Genomic DNA, 22,530 nt, shown 5'->3' with positions numbered 1-22,530 from the left:
TTTAGTATTAGATTTAAGACAAGCGAGCAATTCATGAGCGATCTAGCTTTCTCCTCTTTTACCTTAATCGGTGTTGATGCGGTCAAGTTCTTACAAGGTCAAGTTACTGTAAATGTTGAAAATTTAGCTGAAAATATTAGTCAATATACGGCTATCTGCGATTTGAAAGGTCGAATTCATTTTGGCTTGTGGTTAAAAAAGATTAATCCTGAACATTTAGAAATTGTGACCACGCAAGATCAAGCTGAAGAATTTGCTCAGCACATCAAAAAATATGGTGCTTTTTCTAAAATGAAACTTGAGTTGGTTGGGCATGTTTTTCCAATACTCAATGGTTCTACAACTGACTTTTCTGCCATTGAAACTGATATTGCAGCGTGGGAAATTTCAGCAATTCAAAATGGTCAAGCCTATATTAATAAAGTGACTGACGGTTTGTTTCAACCTCAAGAATTACGCCTACATCAACGTGAAGGTATCAATTATGACAAAGGCTGTTATCTTGGTCAGGAAGTAATTGCGCGTCTTTGGTTTAAAGCAAAACCTAAGGCTTGGTTACATCTTATTCAGGGTACTGGTGAAGTCCCTGCTCCTGCTGAACAACTAAATAAGGGCGTTCAAGTCGTGAACAGTGCAGCTTTTGAAAATGGCTATATTGCACTTGTGGTTGCCCGTCCTGATGCTCTAGAAGAGTTGGGCGTGACTGTTTTAGCTCTACCTGAGCATTTGAGTGGTGATGTTGCTAGACCACAGTAAGTATTTAATTTTTATATAAAGATAGCGTTGATAACGTTATCTTTATGCTATTTCATTAAAATCACACTTAAAAAATCTTTTAATTTATTATAAAATGATAAAAATGATTATATTAATTTATCTTTTTTATAACTATGAATCAGAGTTTCCAGGACTCCAAACATAAATTTATTGCCTTATATTATGGTGGATTTTCAATTTTTGCGATATGTATATTAATTTATCTCATTGATTTTAATAACATCAACTTATTCTCCAGAATGATTTATGGATTGATGTTGACTCAACTGATCATTACACTCTACGCTGCTTATCAATATTGGCAATTGAATATTATAGGACTTAAAATATTAAAATGGATCAGTTTTAGTTTAATTTTCTTATTAAGCACACCGTTATTTTTATATATCCCCAATATTGCCATCATATTTGGATTTTTCGTTGAATGGACAGATACATCATTTTTTTCTACCTTAAAACTACACGCAGGGTACAACACGACCATTACCTTAAATGGTGATAGTCCTTGGGGGTTTGGTCTTAATTTTATTGAAATTTTTATGTTTTATCGATTTAGAAAAATATTAAATAACACACAAATTCCATTAGAGGAAAAATGAAAATGAATAATTTAGAATTTAACGATCCTAAATACAAACTTATCGCTTTATATTATGGTATTTCTGCCATCATTGGATTGGGCTTGATTACCTATCAACTCTTTACCAATACCTTTCATATTTTAGTATTCATCTTATATGTCTTAATTTACATTCAACTGGTTTTTATGTTGTTTGGTGCACTTCAATATTGGGACAAAAGACAAACAGGTTTAAAAATCTTGTTTTGGATTTCTTTAAGTTTAATTCCAGCATTTTATACACCTTTGATTGCCTATATTCCCAAAATTACCTCAGGTTTGTTTATTTATTTCGAAACTGGCTTTGGTGCAAATGGAGCTGGATTTGATGTATTCGTCTTCTACAATACAACGCTAAGAATTTTTAACGAACAATTTTGGCGTATTGGTATTAATTTAATAGAATTTTTTATTTTCTTACGTTTTTTAAATTTAGCTAAGGCACAAAATATTTCATTATCACCTTTCAGAGGTTAGATATGTATCCATAGAAAAAAATTTAGCTTAAACAATTTCCCCCCTACTTCAATTATCGAAATATATTGATCATTGAATAAACTGAATGAGATTAATCTCAATTTTAATACAACAAAATGAATAGATACCTTCAAACCATGACATCTCAAAGAATCATCGTATTACTTCTAGTCAGTATCTTAAGTATCTGTAGTCATGCGCTATCGCCTGAACTGTTACAGCAACTCAAACAACAGCATATTGTTGATACGACTTCTACCCTAGACAACAATCAAATCGAAGCATTAAAAAATCAAAATAGACAGCTTTATCAGCAGAAAAATATTGATTTGAAAATATTAATGATCCCTACGATTGGAGATACATCAATAGAACAATATGCTGAACAAGTCTTTAATCAAATTAAAATAGGCAATTCAGAACTTAATAATGGCATGTTGCTTGTCGTGTCTAAAGATGACCGAAAAATGCGCTTTGAAGTTGGCTATGGTCTAGAAGGTGATTTGACAGATGTGCAAATGGGGCGAATGATTCGAAATACCCTTGCACCAAATTTTAAAAATAATGATTATTATCAAGGTCTTTCTCAAACCCAGAAAACGCTTTTCAATCAAAATATTTCATTGAGAGAGGTCACCACAAAACACCCAGAAATTGTTTTCAATCTCAGCTTTTATGGTTACCTGTTTCTTTCTATTTTGCTTTGTATTCCAATGTATTGGGTTTATACCAAATTGGTTGTCAAACTGGGGACTGGAGGCGGATTAGCAGCCTTTGTCGCTTTTTTTGTGGTAGAGATATTTATTCATCTATTGATTTTTTCTTATTTAAATCTTGCTAATTTAGGCTTCTTTTTGAGTGCGCTTATTCCAGTATACGCACCATTTTTAATTGCAGTCTTCATACCTAAAGATCAAAGCCATAAAATGTTGAAATGCATTTTGTATAGCCTGCCGCTTCAAATTTTTTCAATCTTTGGATTAGGTATTTTCTATCTAGTTGATTTCATCCCTGCAACTGCAGTTTTTCTGTTGAAATGTTTAACTATCTGCTTAATTTTAATCTTTTTACGTTATCTACAGTTTTTGTATCGCTTCAAACATCGCAATGAAAATCAATATTTAACAACTTACTACAATCAATATCTCAGAGAAAAAGAGCGACAACAGGCACGCGAGGAGGCTTTTGAAAGAGTTCAGGCACTACGGAAAAACTCCAATTCAGACAATAATTACTCCTCAAATCATCATTCATCCTTTGATAGTCATCAAGATTCATCTTCAAGTAGCAGTTCATCCTCCAGCAACAGTTCATCATCCAATGATGAACGAGATTCAGGCGGCAGTTCAGGTGGTGGTGGTGCATCAGGTTCATGGTAAGTGTCAAGGTCCTTAACATGTGATGGAGGAAGATTATTTCCTCCTCACATAATAAATTACACCGCCTTTGTCATCGGAGAAATAAAATGAATTTTCATCAACTCGATAAATATCAGCAGGTCGACCATAGACATTTTTTCCCACTAAAAAACCATCCATGAAAGTCTCAAGTTTTTGCCCTTTACGCATAATCGCAATTTTGTAGCCATGACCAATTGAGGCATCTGTAGAACCATGTAAAGCGACCAAAAAAGAATTTTTGATACTGTCATCCGTATTAGGATGATCAAAATAATCAAAGCCAAGTGCAGATGAATGCGTAGGGAAATAGGCGTAAGGTGTTAATACATTTTTACAGCCACTTGAACGTTTGAATTTTGCATCAGCAAAAATTTTACCATTCGACGAATAGCATGAAGGCCAACCATAATCAGCATCACGTTTAAGGGCATAAAAAGTTTCATCAGGCTTATTTTTACCTAAATGGTCTGCCCCCTGATTGGTGGCAAATAAAACTTTACCTATCCATTTTAAACCCACTGCATTACGTAAACCTTGGGCAAAAATCTTTTGTTCAGAACCATCTGGGTTCATTTCTAAAACTGTTGCTCGAACTTTTTCTTTTTCAACACATGTATTGCAACTAGAGCCAACTGAAACATAAATTTTTCCATTGCCCCCTACAGCAATTGTCCGTGTTAGATGCCAACCACCATATTTGTAGCTTAAGCCATAGTCTGGAAAAGTAGCTAAAACTTCAGCTTTAGCCGTGGGTTTGGTTTCACCTTGGGTAAACTTACGTCGAGTGAGTTGGTCAGTTTCAGCTAAATATAACCAATCTTGCCCTGTATCATCTGTATAAAACTGAATCGAATTTGGATTTTTCAAACCAGTCATATAAGGAATTATTTTGCCAAATCGACCTGTTTCAGCATTCCATTGATCCAAAATATAGATGATGCCTTTTTTATTATCAGACAAATCATGCATATCGGTGACAAACATTCTCCCATCAGGGGCTTTTGTAAAAAAGCGGACTCGTTTTAAGCCCTCAGCAGCAGGAATAATTTCAAAATTTGCCGGTAAATTTAAAGAAAAGCGCTTTCCATTTTTCAAATTGATTTGATGTGGTACTAGCTTTGGCTGTTGAGCTAAAACTGTCATTGGACAAATTAAACATAATAATAAGATTGACAGTATTTTGTTCATTTTTGATACTTCTCAGTTCATCTTATGAAGAAACAACTTCTTTTTTGATATTATACAATTTAAATGATGAATACATAATCAAATGCTTTTGAGAAGATTCAAATGGACTCTTCATTCATTTGTAAAAATTGTTTCACTCTCACTCCTCAACATTTAGAATGAGTTCAACAACTTAAAAACTATAAAAGATGTATCTATTCAACAAAGTAATTTATCAACAGTTCATGCTCTTAACACTGAGTCTATTACTCAGTATTACCTGTCATGCCCTATCACCACAAATTCTAGAAGAATTAAAGAAAGACCATATTTTAGATACCACACAGACATTGACTACCGCTGAGATTGAAAAGCTCAAACAGAACAACGAAGTTATTTTTAAACAAAAAAATATCGACCTTAAGATATAAGGGTCTGTGGACATTTCATAAATGGCTTGCGTTGTAGGTTAAAATTGAGCAGGCATGAGGAGTATACTCCGCAAGGAAATGAAGAGAATAGCGAGACTATTTTCAAGTTTCATAACGTAGCCTGAGATAATTTTAGCCACAACCCTGAGCAAGAACAAAGCACTGCTTTGTTTGCAGCGCAAGGCGTAGCGGGGACTAGCATGTTTTTTGGCGCTTCGTCGTTCCCTTGCGAAACAGTGTTTCTCATTATTTAGAATGACTAAATTTCGTATTTCGCGGCTAGAATCGCCTAAAAAACACACCTAGTCGCAAACATAGACGAATTGTCCACAGACCCTAATCATTTCCATTTTAGACGACGATTCAATCGAGCATGTGGCAAATGATATTTTGAACACCATCAAAATTGGTAATGCTCAACAAGATAATGGTGTGTTGTTACTGATCGCCAAAGATGATCGAAAAATGCGAATTGAGGTTGGCTATGGTTTAGAGGGGGATCTAACAGATATACAATCTGGCCGTATTATTCGAAATACTCTCGCACCGCATTTTAAAAATGATGAATACTATACAGGTATCGCACTCGCACAGAATGAACTTGGTCAATTACCTAACTTAACCATAGACATACCCAAACTTCACGACGTTGAACAAAAATCTACTCCTGATACGACACCGCAAAGCACATATCATTATGCTACGCCACAGCAAGAAAGTCCGTATGTCATACACTTAGACCAACCCTCAAAGCACTTCATCAACTATTTCATTGTTTTTATTTGGAATATTATGGTGAGTTGTATTTTAGTCATCTATTTTTCGCCAATTTATCAAACGCTTAAAGAACAGCAAATTCGAATCAAAGGAATTCCTTTATTTTTAATCGTATTTTTGCCTATTCACCATCTATTTTGTTGGATTGTTACAGGACTAAATTTCTTTTTGCTTTTTGGCTTGTACGTTTTCGTCCTTTGGCTAGTCGCTAAATTTAATCATTATCAAAATATCTATAAACTGATGAAATTATCGACTTTACCTGAAAAGATTCCAAAGAAATATGCTGTTTTATTGATCGGCATTCCAATTATATTGGCATTTCTTCTGCCAAACAGTTGGATTCCCGTATTGATGTTTTTTATTTTCTGTCCATTCATCTTGCTTTTGATCTGGACACTCATTTATTCGATAGCCAAGCCTTATCAACATTATTATCCTGCTGAATATCAGGAATGGTTTAAAGAAACACCTTCAACCTTTTCACGTTCATCATCCTATTCAAGCTCTTCCTCAAGTTCATCGAGCAATAGCTCATCTTCCTCTAGCTCCAGTTCATCATCGGGTAGCAGTAGAAGTTCTGGAGGTAGTTCAGGGGGTGGAGGCGCATCAGGCTCTTGGTAACCGTTAAGCCTGAGCGGCTAAATTCTATTTAAAAACCATGAAACAGTTTATTCATGTCCTTGCAGACATATTCCTTAAAATGAAAAGCACGGGCATGTTTTGCATCAAATTTTGCAGTTAAACCGTCTTTTTCAAAGCAATAGACACGATCATCTTGACTCACAAGAAACTCACCACCTAACTTGATCAGTAGCGCATCAATCTTGTCTTCGTCAGCAATACTTTCGTCCTGACTAATTTTGTCATAATTACGCTTAATCGCTTTAATAAACATGGTTTTCTCATCAATCTAATTGAATGACAATTATAACGTTTCAATTCATTTAAGTCTGTTCAAAGTGCTGATCAGCACATACTTACAACTTGTCTGGATCAATAAATACTTATAAAATGATTCCATCATGTGTTATCGCGGCTGCTGAACCCGATCAACTCATGAGTTTTATCCTATGGACATTACATCACAATTATTTGCAAACGATATAAACAGAAACCGCGCATGGAGACGTAAAGTCAATTTTTTACATCGTGGTCGAGATTGTAGACATACCTCAACCCTGTGGAAACCTGAAAAAGACTGGAAAATGCTTTGGAATAGATCACTCAAAAGATCTCGCTCCAAACAACTTGGGATTGAATACCCGCGTGTTTCCTCGGCAAAAAGACGAAAACAAGCACAATATGAGTTTTGGATGATCGCTGATTGAACAGCCTTTTTATATGTAGTCGTAATCAATGGCGTAGTCCCACTGCTGAGCGTATCTTTGCAGTGGGCTATGGCATTGCCACTCGTTCTGCTGGAACAAGCAAACATGCCAAACATACGATCTCTCTCAAAGATATCGCTTGGGCAGATATGATTTTTGTGATGGAACAAAAGCACAAACAAAACATCAAAGAAAAATTCCCTCAACCACTACAACACAAAAAAGTGATTGTTTTGGACATTCCGGATGAATATCCCTACATGGATGAAGCATTAATCGAGCTTTTGAAAGAGAGCATGTTGCCTTATTTGCCTTAAATGAAAATATAGTGCTACAAGCAATCTGCACAATTCTCTACTAAATTCGCTACTGAATAGGTAAAAAATAAATTAGAATGATCTTGTCATGAGGACTGATCACAATTAAAAAATAAAGCGAATAATGCAGAATTCATTCAATGTTTGTTCTATCCTTCGAACCATTACTCTCCTCTTAACAGCTTTGGGGCTTCTGTTGAGCTTGAGCTTTTTATTTAGATGTTCAGGTCCAGATTCAAATACCATACCTTTTGATGCAACCAGCGAGAAAATGGGAGTATTTGAAAAATATAACAACCAAATTTATGCTTCAGTACCGAGTAATGGCGATTACCTCATTCCCGAAGCAGATGCGAAAACATTTTATTTGCCAAATGACCATTACCAATATCGACAACTTGGCGCAGATCAAAAAAATGTCTACTGTGGCAACATCCTTTTAAAAGGTGTACAACCGCAAAAACTGAAGACTATCGGCAACAGTTATTTCACAGATGGAAAAGAGACTTGGTATTGTTCACCGATGACTGAGCGAAATGAAAATTTATCTGTGATTCAAGAAGTTTTTCAAATCATACTACAAAATTTTGGCATTGGTTCAAAACCACAAAGTTATCTTTATCCTTATTTTAAACTAGAACAAGGTGATCAACCGTATCTAGTCAATGCAGACATTGATACAGCCAGTAACGGAATATTGACCTATTATCGTGGAAAATTACTTCCAGATGCTCACTCTCATCAATTACGCTTAGTCTCTGGCGAAGAAAATCATATTTTTAGGGCAGATGGTACGAACGTATACTTCAATAACACACGACTTAGATTAAAGGACAATCAAAAGCTTTATACCCTTGATATAGAGAACTCAAACAATCAAAGCTATTTATTCAATCCGATTGATGGCATGGTTTATGTCAATCAATTTGCCTTTGATCCACAATTTGCACCTTATCATCTGCTCAGCAAATATGGTGACCACAGCAATCATGCGTTATTTTATAACGACACTGGCATCTATTATTTTGATGTAAATAAAGAAAAAATGGTACGTGCTGGGGATAATCCATTTTTAGGGCAATCCTTTAAAGAAATTGCGCCTGCAATTTTTTCGAATGGTCAGCAACTTCTCTACTTACAAGCCCGTGAATATCGAAGTAGCAAAGGTTCATCTTCCTCCAGAGTAACGCGTATTTTAAAATTAGATGAGCCACAGGTTTCGACTTGGCAACAACTGGGAAATGTGAATTACAACAGCGGTAGCGTATGGAAAAATGGCAATGCTTTTTATTATTTTGACCAGCTTGGTGACAGCCAACTGATTCGAGCCACGGTTTATCATATTCGTGACCCGCAAACCATTCAAAGTTTACTAAAAACTCAACCACGTACAGACGATATTCGTCAGTGGATTGATGAACAGAAGATGGTTGAAGCCAAACACACAACTTTGGTTGAGGCGAAGACAGAGAACCGCTCGGACAAATATTGGGGTTTTATAGCTCCCTTCATCTTTGTTGTTATTTTCAGTGCTTTGATTTGGTTATTTAAAAGGTTTAATTTAAATTTTGCCCCATTTTACATTCGAAATCATAAATTGATTGTCAGCAATTTAATGCTGACTGCTTATCCTATAACGCAGATTCAACAGGTGGAATTTAGTATAAGCAGAACAACAGGTGCAAAAGGCTATATTGGTCATTTTCGAATTGTACAACGCAATGGCAAACGCTCAATGAACTTCAACTTTAGTTCAAAGTTGAGTTTAAATGTAGATTCTCAAGCAGAATTAAATCAGTATATTGAACAATTACAACAGCAATTGGCACAACATGGTATTCACAGCATTTTGAAAAAATGAACAACAGGTTTGAGTGAGATTTTTTAATCTCAATTACATGATCTCAATATATTTTTGAGTACCATTGAGTGCACAATATCGATATTATTATTTCGAGTTTTATCATGAAAATTTGGTTATCTCTTCTCAGTTTAAGTATTTTTAGCTTTACTTCGGCACATGCGGACATCAAAACATTAGAACAAAACTTAAAAACTAAATATCCTGAAATTGAAGTGAAATCGGTACAGAACTCGCCGATCAAAGATGTTTATGAAGTTTATATGGGGGGGCGTATTGTCTATACCAATGAAGAAGCGAAATATTTCTTTGTCGGTAATTTAATTGATTTAAAAGAACAGAAGAATCTAACTGCTGAACGTGAACAGGTTTTAAAAAGTATTGATGTCAAAGCATTACCCTTAAAACAAGCCATTAAGCATGTCAAAGGCAAAGGTGAACGTACCATTTATGTGTTTAGTGATCCCGATTGTCCTTATTGCCAACATCTTGAAAAAGAATTAAAAAATGTCGACAACGTGACGATTTATTTATTCTTATACCCAATCACACGTTTACATCCTAACGCTGAAAATGTCTCGCAACAAATTTGGTGCGCTAAAAACCCATACCAAGCATGGCAAGATTATACCCTTGATAAAAAACAACCAAGTTCAACCAAATCTTGCACCACCCCTGTAGAAAAGAATATCGCTTTGGCTAAAACGCTTAATGTAGATGGTACGCCAACTTTCTTCTTACAAGATGGAACACGTATTTCAGGTGCACGTGATGCAGGTGAAATTGAGTTATTGTTAAAAGCAGTTAAATAATTTTTTCGAAAAGCAGAAGCAATGATTTTCATTTCTTCTGCAAGAATAACTTTAAAACATGCTTAATTTATGCTTATCTACAAAAAATCTAAAACATAAATGCACCAACAAATACAATTGGTATGTTTACATTATTAATTTTCAAATTATGATTAAAAATGTCATCAATCCATTCTGACACCATAAATGGAATTATGTTGAAATTAAAATCAGGTACAGTTTCAAAATGAAAAAAACACTTATTGCAGCACTTTTGAGTTTATCTAGTATTTCAGCATTTGCTGCTGATGCGCCTAAAAGTAATGTTGATCCTGCTTTTGCGAAGGCACAAGAACTCATTCAAGCAAAAAATTACCCAGCAGCCTATCAAGAATTAGATCGCCTCGCTAAAACAGGCAATGCGCAAGCCTTATATAACTTAGGCTATTTAACCCAAACTGGGCAAGGTACTGCCAAAGATGATAAAAAAGCATTGAAATATTATCAGGATGCTTCAGCAAAAGGCTATCCAGTGGCAAGTTATGTGTTGGCTCAAAGCTATGCTGTAGGACAGTTAGGTTTAAGCAAAGATGAAAAGAAAGTTCGTGAATACTTAGAGAAATCATCATCTCAAGGTTTTGATGACGCGACTGTAGAATTGGCTGTTTTATTATTTGCAGAGGGTACGCCTGCATCAGACAAGTTGGGTTTACAAAAACTTGATCCTTTAGTGAAAAAAGATTTTGCACCTGCGATTCATGCCAAAGCCCTCTATGACATTACAGATGGTTTAAAAAAGAAAAATGCAGCCACGGTGAATCAAGGTCTCAATGAAATTCAAAACTTAGCCAAGAAAGGCTATATTCCTGCATTAATGGCTGTAGGAAATATGCTGACCAACGGCAATATCATTGATCAAAACTTACCTGAAGCGCAAAAGATTTTCGCTGAGTTAGCAAAAAATAATGTGCCTAAAGCGAAAGAATCCCTAGAAGTGGTCAATAAGTTAATTGCTGAGAAAGCTAAAGCGCCAGCAAAAGCTGCTGCTCCGAAAAAATAATCTGCCAAAGTGTAAAGCACACGCTTATGTGTGCTTTACCACCATACACCGATCAAAACACTCACAACCATAAAACTCAAAAATGTACTGATCATCAACGGCGTCAGTGCTTTTTCATTCAAACCATAAATCTGTCCAAAAATTCCAAAGATCGAAGGCATCGGCAAAGCTGCAATTAATGTACCTGCATAAATCATTTTTTGATCTAAGTCTGTAAAATGGGTAAAACCCAAATAGACCAAGATCGGCATACAAATATTTTTTGAGACCACAAGATAAATGGTTTGCAGATTAAAGGATTGAATAGTGAGCCCCACCATTCCCCCGCCAATAATAAAGAGTGCCAGTGGCGAAGCTGTTTGCCCAAGCATAGCAAAAACTGAATCTAACAGATGTGGAATCTGTATATTGAAAACTGCGCAACTCATGCCAATCATTACCGATAGAAATAGCGGATTTTTTAGTAAGGTTATAAAAGTTATTTTTAAGATAGCGACTAAATTGGCTTGTCGTTGGCGTCCAATTTCAGCCAAAGTCAGCATTAATGGCACGAGAAAAACACTTTCGATGATGACCACCAAAGAGATGTAAATCATGGCCTCACTGCCCATGAGCAAAGTTAAAATTGCAGCACCCAATAGTCCTGTATTGGACATGGAAGCCCCCAATGAAAATACTGAGGCATGGGTAAAATGATTTTTAAAAATTTTCTGCCCTATGAAGAAAGCCAGAATAAATAAGGCAAAAGTGACACTGGCATAGACAAAGAAGTATTCAGGATACCAAATTTCATGCAGATCTTTTGAAGCTAAGGCATGAAGGAGCAAAGCAGGTAAAGCGATTTTGATCACAAAAGCACTCAAGGCTAAGATTTGTGCTTTGCTAATTAATTGGATTTTAACAGAGATAAAACCCAAAAATAACAAGAAAAATACTGGAAAAATTACCGAAAAAATCATTTAAACCGTTCCTTTTCCAGAACTTGTAAATAAAGATATATCCTAGAATATATCTATGATGAATATAAATACTTTAAAAGAATAATAGATTACACAAAACTGTAATGTCATCAGTATGCTGAAAACAAATCCTTTATTCCATGAGGCTGACAACGTAAATACTGAGGTGCAATCGAAATGTGAGCGCCCAGTTTCGCTGCAGCATGCCATGGCCAACGTGGGTCATACAAGATTGCTCTTGCCAATGCAATTGCATCTGCCTCACCCTGCTGAAGAATCTGTTCAGCCTGTTCAGCCTCGGTAATCAACCCGACCGCAATTACTGGAATATTCACTTGTTGTTTAATTGCATTGGCAAATGGCACTTGATAGTTTGCACCAATCTTGATGTTTTGTTGAGCATGTAAGCCGCCTGAGGATACATGGATATAGACCGCTCCCAACTGCGCCAAGGCTTTTGATAAACCAATACTCGACTCAATGTTCCAACCATTTTCAGCATCCATCCAGTCCGTTGCTGAAAGGCGTACACCTATAGGATAATTGGCAGGCACTGCATTTCGAATGGCTTGAAAAACCTCTAAAGTTAAGCGAATACGATTTTCAAAACTGCCACCATATTGATCCGTACGATAATTCGACAATGGCGACATAAATTGATGTAGCAAATAGCCATGGGCTGCGTGGATTTCAATCAATGAAAAACCTGCCTCAACAGCACGGATTGCAGCCTGAGCAAAATCACCAATGATGATTTGTATTTCATCAAGCGTTAATGCGTGTGGTGCAACATCTTCAATGTTGAATGCAATATCACTGGCAGAAACTGTCTGCCAACCATGCGCATGATCTGCTGCAATTTGCCCTTTCCCCAACCATGGTTTATCCGTTGAGGCTTTACGACCTGCATGTGCAAGTTGTACGCCAAAAGGCGTTGGCGCTATCGTTTTTACTTTATTCAATAAAGCCTTTATTTGATCTCGTTGAATATCATTCCACAAACCAAGGTCTGCATAGCTGATACGTCCTTCTGCTTGAACCGCAGTCGCTTCAACAATACACAAGCTTGCACCTGACAAAGCATAATTTGCCCATTGCTGTTCATGCCAATACGTGATTTCACCTTGATCAGTTGCAGAATATTGACACATTGGTGCAATAATTATTTTATTGCTCAGTGCGAGCGAGCCAAATTGAATGGATTCAAATAACTTCGGTTGAGCAGACATAAATTACTTTCCCAGCGAATTAAAATTGTTTGGTGACACTCAAACCGGCACTCCAGTTAATACCATCTGCAGGTTCAAAGAATCGCCCATTACCATCATTTACAATGACTGAACCCACATAGTTTTTGTCGAATAGATTATCGACTCGAGCAAAACTACGGACTTTCCAATCTTTGTTTTTCCAGATATAACCGACATTTAGGCTGGTGACTGTATAACTTGGTGCAGTATCTGTATTGAGATCGTCAACATAGATTTTATCCATATAACGAACATCGACCCCAGCATTTAAACCACTTTCTGGAAGCCAACCAAGTCCAATAAAGGCTTGATTTTTAGCAATACCGGGAATGTAATTATCTTTAGAAATTGCTGGTGCAATAGTTTCATTTTTTTCATTTAAAATTTCGGGAATATCTGAATCAAATTTGGCATCCAAATAACTAAAAGATGCTTGAGCTGTTAGCGCTTTCCAAAGCTTATTATTCCATGATAACTCTACCCCTTGGCGTATAGTTTTATCTGCGTTTCGAAATGTATTACGTCCATTATTAGCAACTCCTGCGACAATATCATCTCGTGTATTGCTTTGAAAAACTGCAGCCGTGAAATTACCCAATTGATTTTGTGCCTTTAAACCCAATTCATAGTTATCATTGGTCGAAGGTTTCAGTGCAAAGTTAATCCCTGAAGTTCCACTGGTTGGATAAGCCATTTCAGTGAAAGTTGGTGTTTCAAATCCTTTGGCATAGCTGAGATAACTGCTAATCTCAGGCGTAATTTCCCATGTCAAAGCAGCTGATGGAAGTAGTTTGTTATAATCTGTTTGCCCACTATCGTCGCCATTATTTTTCTTAGGATCGGCATCATATTTAACGTAATGATCTTTAGATTCATAATGAACATTGCTATAACGCAATCCTGTATCTAGCCGTACAGTTGGTAAAAATTGCCAAGACACCTGAAGATACGGATCTAAATTCCATAAAGTATTTCGTTCATCACGACGTAAATTACCTTTTATCCCATAATGGGGTTTTTTATTATTATCTAAAATATAGTTTTCATATCCTTGGCGATCTTCATTCATAGCATCATAAGCAAGCCCTAAACTGATACGCGTGTTCGGCAAAAGCTCTTTACCTGTCCAACGTAAATCTGTACCATAAAAATCTCTAGAGAAATCAATAACACCACCTGCATGGCGAGGATTTAACTGAACTGTATTTGGTTTGCAAATAGTATTTGTTGAATCTGTGAAAACACACTTTGGAATAGATTGATATTGTGTAACCTCTCGATGACCTAAATAAACCATCGAATAAATTTCATTTTGGTCGTTGATGGGCTTGGTCCAATTAACACCTGTTTGTGTCTGATTAATATCTTTGCGGACATTAAATTCATTTTTATTGTCAGTGACCTGTTTAGGATTTTGCTTCCATTTGTCTCGGGTCAGACCTTGTGGATCATCCGCATGAATATTTACATAATTGGTGATCCAATTAATTTTTGAGCCGTCATCTAAATCCCAAGTGAGTTTAGCATTACTCAAGGTTTTTCTTGCTGCACTATGATCACGATAGCCATCAGTATCAAAATACGAAGAACTAATCACATAACTTGGCTCATTGGCTTTATCGGCACCACCTTGTAAAACAATATCAGCACGCCCTTTATTGTTACTTCCACCTGAGTATCCTAACTCAATCGAATCGCGCCCTGTTCCCTCTTTTGTCGTAGTTAGAATCGTCCCACCTGAAGAATTTCCATAGAGTGATGAAAAAGGTCCACCCAGTACTTCAATATGATCCAAACTGCTTAAATCAATATTTGACGTCTGACCTTGTCCATCGGGCATGGTTGCAGGAATACCATCCACATACAAACGGATACCACGGACACCAAAGGTTGAACGTGCACCGAAGCCTCGCATAGACAGTTGTAAATCTTGCGCATAATTTTCACGGTTATTGAGCTGTAAGCCCGGAATGCCTTTGAGAGTTTCAGTGAGGTTCACTCCCATATTATTTTGATTTTGTTGTTGGTCTATACGATAAACAGATGCAGGCGTATTGAGTATGCTCGTGTCTGAGCGTGTTGCTTCAACTTTAATGGTGGGGAGTTGCTGAGTGGAATCCTGAGATTCCGATTCAGCATAGATGTTCTGGGAAATACAGACTGTTAAACAAAGTAGTGTGGTATTAATTTTTAAATGTTTCACTCTTTGCATCTAGGTTTCCTCGGGTGATTGCAGAAAATAATTTTAGAAAATAATTTTAGACCCCAAGCCAATGACCAATGCATTGTCGACCTGATTGGTTGCACCAGGATGCACCACATACTGCACTAAAGGACGAAGCATGAACCATTTGGCAGGGTAATATGAGTAATTTAACTCAACATTATACTCTGCATCTTCATTCAGCTGTCTTAAATTTGTGCCTAAGCGACTATTATTCACATAATCCGTATAACGATCGTTCAAATGTACTCTATTGACGGCTAAGCCTAGAATATCGTTGGATTGGCTTTTAAATAGTCCATAGTACTTTAAACCCAGTTGTTGTGAATCACTTACCGCTGTTGTCGTTCGATCATGTACAGTAAAATTACCAAAGCTATGTAGACCTCGTTTGCCCTCACCTACTGAGGTCAATTGCTGTTCAAAGGCAATCCAGCCGCCATATGTACGATCTTCAGCCTTAGTTCCTGCTTTATAAGCCACATCGTACTGATTTTTTGCCTCGTCAGCAGTATTGTAAAGCGTACCAAAGCGATAACTGCCAGGTAAAGCATTGAAACCTTGCTTTGGTGACCACACCACCTCAGAAAGAATATTTACACCATCAGCATGTTTGGTATCCAAGTTCCAGCCTTGACGCTCCAAAGCATTGTCTGGGTTGTATTCAAAAACACCGACTTGTGCGAATAACTCAGGATTGATTTGATACTTCAAACGTCCGCCCCATTGTGAAACGGGTGTGTTATACCAAAGCTTACCTTGCCATTTCCCCATTTGTGCAGCACAGAATGCATTACCTTGGAAATCACAAGCCATGGTATTAAATTCAGTCCCCAAACCCATTCGACCCACACGAATACTGAGCCCTTGTTCTTTAAAATTCTTCTCAATATAGAGCTCACTCAAACGACTTCCTGAATTACCTCGTCCCCAGTTGGCTTGAGAGTTTGCCCATTGTGGTGCATCAGGTGCCTGAATCCCTCTTAATGATGTGCTTTCCCCTTGACGTGCTGTGACTAAAGCACGAATCGTAACATCACTCCAACCTGCTAATTTCGTCATATCCAAAGTAGTTCCAAGACCAAACTGGGTCGCAAAGGTTGGTGCTTGATGTGCATCATAACCACCATCAGCAAGATATGAACCATCCATGGCAATCGTACCATCGAATTTGATCCCTTTTTCAGCCCACTCAGTACGTGTACCATTCCAGTCCCCTGTCATGGTTGATCCATACAGGTCAAAAGCATCTTCAGCCGATGCAACAGACATCATGGTAAAAGTAGAGATTGCCAATAAAGGATAAGCAATTTTTTTCATGGGGCAGCCTAATTTGGAGCAGAATGAATACAGATAATTTTGTTAATTTCAAACTTTTGATCCTTATAAAGTTAATATAAAAATCATATTTTAAAATCACAATCACGCCTAAAATACTATGGAGAATCCAAATTATTTATAGAGATTATTTACTAGAAATTTACACATTTTTTTACATATAACTATCAGATATTTTTTATCAATCGAAAAACTTTATTTTATCAATAAACTTTATTTTAATTAACAAAAGCTTATCAAACACGCTAACGTGTCATTCTGCGATTTATCTTATGGGTTCAACCTAAAGTCGTAGGACTAACAGTATCGCACTTTAAAGCCATCCCATTCTTGCATACAATAATGAGCTCTTATCCCAATACGACAACATGCATGCCTGAATTACCTGAAGTTGAAACAACTAAAACCAGCTTAGTTCCCTTAATCGATCAGAAAGTGATGTATGTCCAAGTCCGTGAATCTCGCTTACGTTGGTCAATTCCAGAAGATATTCAGCAACTTCAAGGTCAAAAACTCATTGGTTTAACTCGTCGTTCCAAATATATTTTGGCTGAGTTCGACCGTCATACAATGCTCTGGCATTTAGGGATGTCAGGCAGCTTTAGAATTTGTGATGAGTCAGATGAAATGAGAAAGCATGATCACCTCATCATTCAATTTGAAGATATGCAATTGCGCTATCATGATCCACGCCGATTTGGCTGCATTATTTGGCTGAATGAACAAAGCCAAAGCAAACTTATTGATACTTTAGGTCCTGAACCCTTAAGTGATGAATTTAATGCTGAATATTTGTTTGAAAAATTAAAAAATAAAAATGTCGGCACAAAAGTTGCAATCATGGATAACCATATCGTCGTTGGTGTAGGAAATATCTATGCAACTGAAAGCTTATTTAATTTGGGTATTCACCCTGCCCAACCTGCGTCAAGCTTATCAAAGCTACAAGTTCAAAATTTGGTGATTGAAATTAAACGAATCCTAAAGCAAGCGATTGATTTGGGTGGGTCAACTTTACGAGATTATAGCAATGCGATGGGTGAAAATGGCTATTTTCAACAAACTTTGTTGGCATATGGTCGCGCAGGTGAAATGTGTATCAACTGTGAAACGACTTTGGAAAATCTAAAACTTGGACAAAGAGCCAGTGTTTTTTGCCCCCAATGCCAACCACTTAAGCGAATCAAAGATACGCCTAAAAAGATACGAGGAAAAATAAAATGAAAACTGCAATCGTTCGACATATTCTCGTCAAACACAAAGATCTTGCAGAGCAGCTCAAGAAGAAGATCCATGATGGCGCTGATTTTGCCAAAATTGCGAAACAACATTCAACGTGTAATTCAGCTAAACGTGGTGGTGAATTAGGTGAAGTGAAAAAAGGACAGCTTGTTCCTGTGATTGATAAATTGGTATTTACTGCGGCTGAACATATCCTACATGGACCTGTAAAAAGTCAATTTGGTTTTCATTTGGTTGAAATTAAATTTCGTATGGATTTTTAGTTTAAAGATTTACATTCGTGGTATGAAGTTGAAATGATATCGCCTTGTCTGGCAATTCCCGTACTTACACCTTGCTCAAAACTCATCCATGCTGTAGTAAGGGGCTGACTCGGTTGATTGATATATCCATACAATCCTTTACCTTGCCCTTGAATAATACAGATTGGCTGGTTTATAAATAACTTCTGAGTATTGCCACTTAGAATTTGAACTGTTTGCTCTATAACTGTTTCGGAATCATCATTTCGCTCTAATGACTTTGAAATGTCTTCCGCAGACTTTACTATCAAATGCAAAGGTTGATCAAACACAAGTGCTTTAAAGCGTTTAGGCAATGCTTGATAAGATGGTGATGGTTCTTCATCACCTTTATAATGATGATAATCCTGAATATGACAATGAATCTTCTTAAATTGCGAACGCGCACTTCCCATCGTTTGTGACCATGACATTGAACTGGCTACATCCTCAATATCTTTAATTAGAAATGCACTTTGAGAGTTTCGCAAATAAATAAAGTTTTCAAAATCTGCACTTTGGTTTGCCAAGGGGTCTGCCTTAGTCATTTTTTCCGTTTTTAAAATGATTTGGTCATTTCGTTTTATATATTGACCTGTTTGCAATTCAATATTTGAAACTTGATCCATAGAAGAATACTTGACATCATCAAAGCTTAATATTTCAAATCTGTTGTTTTTAATTCCAATAAAGGTATATAAACCAAATGCGTAGTGACTAAAATAAACTCCTTGAACCTGATCATTAGAATCATATTGTTCACACATCGAGGTTACTTGAGGGCGTATTTCTGGGCTGAACTGCTTAATAAAATTTTCATCAACTTTAACATGGGCTTGGCATCCATAGATTAGAAAACTCGCCAAAAAAATAAAAATCTGAGCTATTCTCATGAATTTAAACTCTTTTATATATTTGAATCACTTTGTTCAGGTTTAAACTCATGGATAAACTTCGCATAATCATCAATATACGTCCTAAACATCTCTGCTCTGGTCGTAAAGTAAAAAATTTCATTGCCATTTCTGACAATATTTTCAGGCGATTTACCATTGCAGTAACCTCCTGCCGAATTAACGGCTGATTCCAGCATTTTAAAACTTTGTTCAGCTGTCGCTTCATCTTTAAAACTAAACACCAACAAGACAAAATCTGGACGATACTGTTGATCATCACCTAATTTTTCTTTACTGACGGCTTTATATGAACGAATTCCTTCGCCTTTTACTTGTATGACTTTGTTGAGCGTACAATCATTTTCCGACCATGATGATCCACTGTCTTTTTCAATAAATTCAAAATTAGCCTTTAACAACCGTGTTTCCAAAGCAAGTAACAGTGCTTCATTTTCATCTGTTGAATCTGTTTCAATGGTGGCATACGTGGTCTGTTCATTCGGCATATCACTAAACGTCAAACCACTTGCAGCTTGCGCTTGATCTGCACGTTCAGCCTGAGCCTTTTCTACCGCCTGTTGTTCTTTTGGATGCTCAGAACAAGCGGATAAAGCCATGAGTGTGATCACTATCCCTATGCTTTTTTTTACCATAGCCATCATCCTTTTTATGTTCTCGCATAAAAAACGGTACTTAATCGTACCGTTTCAATTCGTTTCTTTACAATCATTTTATATTTCTAAAACCATTTAAAAATATATAATCCTGCAACTTCAAACCAATTTATTAGGCTTGCGGACGTTTCTTCAATTCATCACGAATTTCACGGAGTAATTCAATATCTTCAGGTGTTGCAGCAGGCGCAGCTTCAGCAGGTTTACGGATTTTATTAAGGAATTTAACCAACAGAAATACAACCCAAGCCAAAATCAGGAAGTTTAAGAAGATCGTGATGAAGTTACCATAGGTTAAAACATTCACACCTGCTTTTTGTAAAGCATCCAATGAAGTTAAATTATTCGGGTTGTCCCCCAATACAATAAATTTTTGTGTGAAATCTACACCGCCCCCTGTGATTACAGAGATCAATGGCATGATCACGTCTTTGACCAATGAGTCAATAATTTTACCAAATGCCCCACCGATGATGACACCAATTGCCATATCCATCATGTTGCCTTTAATGGCGAACTCTCTGAATTCTGAAAGAATACTCATATTTTAACTCCAAGCCAATTTTAGGTATTTTTTATGTGACGAAGTATACATTATGTTTCCATGTACATTTCCGCTTAATTTACTCGTTTTTTGTTAAAAACCAAAAGCCTTTTACATTTATATAAAAAAACCGCAATTTATTAAAAAATTGCGGTTTTTTTTCTAGAAATGAAATTATTCCTAGTTAAAACACTTAGCCACGAGAAGCACGTTTACGTTCATTTTCAGTTAAGAATTTTTTACGAATACGAACAGATTTAGGTGTAACTTCAACTAATTCGTCATCCTCAATAAATTCTAATGCTTGTTCAAGCGTGAATTTAATAGCAGGTGTCAACGTTAATGCTTCATCTGTACCAGATGCACGCATGTTAGTTAACTGTTTCGCTTTAGTTGGGTTCACAGTCATGTCGTCTGAACGAGAGTTCATACCTACGATCATACCCTCATACACTTCTAACTGTGGTTCAGCAAACAGACGACCACGGTCTTGTAAAGTGAACAATGCAAACGCTAAGCAAGTACCGTTAACCATAGAGATCAACACACCATTTTGACGTTTCGCAACTGCACCCTGTTTCGCAGGACCATAATGCGAGAAGCTTGAAGTCATGATACCAGTACCAGAAGTAATGGTTAAGAATTCAGAACGGAAACCAATCAAACCACGAGATGGAACAGTTGCTTCAATACGGATACGACCTTTGCCGTCAACTTCCATATTGGTCAACTCACCTTTACGGTTACCCATTTGCTCCATAACAGAACCTTGATGTTGTTCTTCAACATCAAATGTTACGTTTTCGTATGGCTCTTGCATTTCGCCATCAACTTCTTTCATGATCACTTGCGGACGAGAAACACCCATCTCGAAGCCTTCACGACGCATTGTTTCAATCAATACTGAAAGATGAAGTTCACCACGACCAGATACTTTAAAACGGTCTGGGCTGTCAGTATCTTCTACACGTAAAGCAACGTTATGAATCAATTCACGATCTAAACGTTCACGGATATTACGTGAAGTTACAAATTTACCTTCTTTACCCGCAAACGGTGAGTTGTTTACTTGGAAAGTCATCGAAACTGTAGGTTCATCTACAGACAATGCAGGTAAAGCTTCAACATTTTTAGGATCACAGATCGTGTCAGAAATGTTTAATGCATCTAAACCAGTGATACATACGATATCACCTGCCTGAGCTGAATCTACATCTACACGCTCAAGACCATGGTAACCCATAATTTTTAAGATACGACCATTACGTGTCTTGCCATCTTTATCGATCACAGTCACTGGTGTATTGGTTTTTACTGAACCACGTTGAATACGACCCACACCGATTACACCCACAAAACTATTATAGTCAAGTGAAGAAATCTGCATTTGGAATGGACCATCAACATCAACTGAAGGTGGTTCAACAATATCTACGATTGTTTCGAACAACGGTGTCATATCTTCAGCAAGTTCTTCTGGAGATGGACCAGCAACACCACGAAGACCAGAAGCATAAACAACTGGGAAATCTAATTGTTCGTCGCTACCGCCTAAGTTATCAAACAAATCGAATACTTGATCGATCACCCAGTCTGGACGAGCGCTTGGCTTGTCTACTTTGTTGATGATCACGATTGGCTTCAAACCACGCGCAAACGCTTTTTGAGTTACAAAGCGAGTTTGAGGCATTGGACCTTCTTGTGAATCAACCAAAAGAAGTACACAGTCAACCATAGACATTACACGTTCAACTTCACCACCGAAGTCAGCATGTCCCGGGGTGTCGACGATGTTAATGCGGTATTCAGTGTTTGTACGTTTGTCTAACCATTTGATTGCAGTGTTTTTTGCAAGAATGGTAATACCACGTTCAGACTCAAGCGCATTCGAATCCATAACACGCTCAATCTCACCCGCGCGGTCACCGAGTGCACCTGATTGTTGTAAAAGTTTATCTACTAGAGTCGTTTTACCATGGTCGACGTGCGCGATGATGGCAATATTACGGAGAGTTTTAATATCAGACATGTAAATTCGATACGCTTTAAATTTGAGGGCAAATTATACAGAAAAAAGATAACTTTTAGTAGTGACAGTTTATTGACAGTTACAA

General features: G+C 36.9%; 23 protein-coding genes. 13 read left to right on the top strand and 10 right to left on the bottom strand.

Translation table 11 applies throughout. The features are described 5' to 3' along the window. Positions 1-33 precede the first annotated feature (33 nt). From ygfZ to AC1Z3T_RS08820, 4 genes are all read left to right on the top strand, one after another. Positions 34-756 (top strand): CAF17-like 4Fe-4S cluster assembly/insertion protein YgfZ, encoded by a 723-nt coding sequence (gene ygfZ / locus AC1Z3T_RS08835; protein ID WP_009585863.1) that lies wholly within the window; start codon positions 34-36, stop codon positions 754-756. A 275-nt stretch (positions 757-1,031) separates the two neighbouring features. Beyond that, positions 1,032-1,376: a hypothetical protein gene (locus tag AC1Z3T_RS08830; RefSeq protein ID WP_009585918.1), complete on the top strand. Its 345-nt coding sequence runs from the start codon at positions 1,032-1,034 to the stop codon at positions 1,374-1,376. Positions 1,377-1,378: 2 nt separating this feature from the next. Then, positions 1,379-1,873 carry a hypothetical protein gene (locus tag AC1Z3T_RS08825; protein ID WP_419320463.1) on the top strand — a complete coding sequence of 165 codons (495 nt, stop codon included), beginning with the start codon at positions 1,379-1,381 and terminating at the stop codon, positions 1,871-1,873. 137 nt (positions 1,874-2,010) lie between these two features. Further along, positions 2,011-3,252, top strand: a complete 1,242-nt coding sequence (locus AC1Z3T_RS08820; RefSeq protein WP_198260773.1) for a TPM domain-containing protein — start codon at positions 2,011-2,013, stop codon at positions 3,250-3,252. Positions 3,253-3,285: 33 nt separating this feature from the next. Here AC1Z3T_RS08820 and AC1Z3T_RS08815 read toward each other — a convergent pair whose 3' ends face one another. Then, positions 3,286-4,461: a PQQ-dependent sugar dehydrogenase gene (locus tag AC1Z3T_RS08815; RefSeq protein WP_419320461.1), complete on the bottom strand. Its 1,176-nt coding sequence runs from the start codon at positions 4,459-4,461 to the stop codon at positions 3,286-3,288. Positions 4,462-4,685: 224 nt separating this feature from the next. Here AC1Z3T_RS08815 and AC1Z3T_RS08810 point away from each other — a divergent pair, with 224 nt between their 5' ends. Then, on the top strand, positions 4,686-4,871 hold the full coding sequence (locus tag AC1Z3T_RS08810; protein ID WP_227562331.1) for a hypothetical protein: 186 nt from the start codon (positions 4,686-4,688) through the stop codon (positions 4,869-4,871). A 339-nt stretch (positions 4,872-5,210) separates the two neighbouring features. Beyond that, positions 5,211-6,272: a TPM domain-containing protein gene (locus AC1Z3T_RS08805; RefSeq protein WP_419320545.1), complete on the top strand. Its 1,062-nt coding sequence runs from the start codon at positions 5,211-5,213 to the stop codon at positions 6,270-6,272. Positions 6,273-6,300: 28 nt separating this feature from the next. Here the strand turns inward: AC1Z3T_RS08805 and AC1Z3T_RS08800 are convergent, their stop codons facing one another. Continuing rightward, entirely contained in the window at positions 6,301-6,546 is a 246-nt protein-coding gene (locus AC1Z3T_RS08800) for a hypothetical protein (protein ID WP_004829903.1), read from the bottom strand. A gap of 175 nt (positions 6,547-6,721) precedes the next feature. On the opposite strand from AC1Z3T_RS08800, the gene AC1Z3T_RS08795 reads away from it, so the two are divergent. The 5 genes from AC1Z3T_RS08795 to AC1Z3T_RS08775 all read left to right on the top strand — a co-directional run bounded on the left by AC1Z3T_RS08795 (position 6,722) and on the right by AC1Z3T_RS08775 (position 11,008). Beyond that, positions 6,722-6,979 (top strand): hypothetical protein, encoded by a 258-nt coding sequence (locus tag AC1Z3T_RS08795; protein ID WP_005033493.1) that lies wholly within the window; start codon positions 6,722-6,724, stop codon positions 6,977-6,979. Further along, complete coding sequence (locus AC1Z3T_RS08790; protein ID WP_005033495.1) at positions 6,976-7,296, top strand: low molecular weight protein tyrosine phosphatase family protein; 321 nt, start codon at positions 6,976-6,978, stop codon at positions 7,294-7,296. Before AC1Z3T_RS08795 ends, AC1Z3T_RS08790 begins: the two co-directional genes overlap by 4 nt. Positions 7,297-7,492: 196 nt before the next feature. Further along, positions 7,493-9,157 (top strand): DKNYY domain-containing protein, encoded by a 1,665-nt coding sequence (locus AC1Z3T_RS08785; RefSeq protein ID WP_419320458.1) that lies wholly within the window; start codon positions 7,493-7,495, stop codon positions 9,155-9,157. A gap of 104 nt (positions 9,158-9,261) precedes the next feature. Further along, positions 9,262-9,969, top strand: coding sequence for a DsbC family protein (locus AC1Z3T_RS08780; RefSeq protein ID WP_005033500.1), 708 nt, complete (start codon positions 9,262-9,264; stop codon positions 9,967-9,969). 226 nt (positions 9,970-10,195) lie between these two features. Continuing rightward, positions 10,196-11,008: a tetratricopeptide repeat protein gene (locus tag AC1Z3T_RS08775; protein WP_263510954.1), complete on the top strand. Its 813-nt coding sequence runs from the start codon at positions 10,196-10,198 to the stop codon at positions 11,006-11,008. Between the two features lie 35 nt (positions 11,009-11,043). On the opposite strand, the gene AC1Z3T_RS08770 is transcribed toward AC1Z3T_RS08775, so the two are convergent. From AC1Z3T_RS08770 to AC1Z3T_RS08755, 4 genes are all read right to left on the bottom strand, one after another. Further along, a complete protein-coding gene (locus AC1Z3T_RS08770) occupies positions 11,044-11,967 on the bottom strand; it encodes an AEC family transporter (RefSeq protein WP_419320456.1) in 924 nt (307 codons plus the stop codon). 110 nt (positions 11,968-12,077) lie between these two features. Beyond that, positions 12,078-13,196, bottom strand: a complete 1,119-nt coding sequence (locus AC1Z3T_RS08765; protein WP_419320454.1) for an NADH:flavin oxidoreductase/NADH oxidase — start codon at positions 13,194-13,196, stop codon at positions 12,078-12,080. 19 nt (positions 13,197-13,215) lie between these two features. Then, complete coding sequence (locus AC1Z3T_RS08760) at positions 13,216-15,429, bottom strand: TonB-dependent receptor domain-containing protein (protein WP_419320452.1); 2,214 nt, start codon at positions 15,427-15,429, stop codon at positions 13,216-13,218. A gap of 33 nt (positions 15,430-15,462) precedes the next feature. After that, complete coding sequence (locus AC1Z3T_RS08755) at positions 15,463-16,761, bottom strand: carbohydrate porin (RefSeq protein ID WP_199980677.1); 1,299 nt, start codon at positions 16,759-16,761, stop codon at positions 15,463-15,465. Between the two features lie 390 nt (positions 16,762-17,151). On the opposite strand from AC1Z3T_RS08755, the gene mutM reads away from it, so the two are divergent. Together mutM and AC1Z3T_RS08745 are read left to right on the top strand one after the other, a co-directional pair. Beyond that, complete coding sequence (gene mutM, locus AC1Z3T_RS08750; RefSeq protein ID WP_419320543.1) at positions 17,152-18,003, top strand: bifunctional DNA-formamidopyrimidine glycosylase/DNA-(apurinic or apyrimidinic site) lyase; 852 nt, start codon at positions 17,152-17,154, stop codon at positions 18,001-18,003. After that, complete coding sequence (locus AC1Z3T_RS08745) at positions 18,000-18,284, top strand: peptidylprolyl isomerase (RefSeq protein ID WP_483396582.1); 285 nt, start codon at positions 18,000-18,002, stop codon at positions 18,282-18,284. Before mutM ends, AC1Z3T_RS08745 begins: the two co-directional genes overlap by 4 nt. Here AC1Z3T_RS08745 and AC1Z3T_RS08740 read toward each other — a convergent pair. From AC1Z3T_RS08740 to typA, 4 genes are all read right to left on the bottom strand, one after another. Continuing rightward, on the bottom strand, positions 18,281-19,195 hold the full coding sequence (locus AC1Z3T_RS08740; protein WP_419320449.1) for a hypothetical protein: 915 nt from the start codon (positions 19,193-19,195) through the stop codon (positions 18,281-18,283). The two genes, AC1Z3T_RS08745 and AC1Z3T_RS08740, sit on opposite strands and share 4 nt — an antisense overlap. Before the next feature lie 14 nt (positions 19,196-19,209). Continuing rightward, positions 19,210-19,851 (bottom strand): hypothetical protein, encoded by a 642-nt coding sequence (locus AC1Z3T_RS08735; RefSeq protein WP_151714541.1) that lies wholly within the window; start codon positions 19,849-19,851, stop codon positions 19,210-19,212. A gap of 133 nt (positions 19,852-19,984) precedes the next feature. After that, positions 19,985-20,416: a large conductance mechanosensitive channel protein MscL gene (gene mscL / locus AC1Z3T_RS08730; protein WP_004829921.1), complete on the bottom strand. Its 432-nt coding sequence runs from the start codon at positions 20,414-20,416 to the stop codon at positions 19,985-19,987. A gap of 193 nt (positions 20,417-20,609) precedes the next feature. Next, positions 20,610-22,445: a translational GTPase TypA gene (gene typA, locus AC1Z3T_RS08725; protein WP_004829923.1), complete on the bottom strand. Its 1,836-nt coding sequence runs from the start codon at positions 22,443-22,445 to the stop codon at positions 20,610-20,612. Positions 22,446-22,530 lie beyond the last annotated feature (85 nt).

It is taken from the genome of Acinetobacter sp. B-6, from assembly GCF_056930735.1.
The sequence above is the reverse complement of the archived record's forward strand: the minus strand, read 5'-3'. Positions and strand labels throughout refer to the sequence as shown.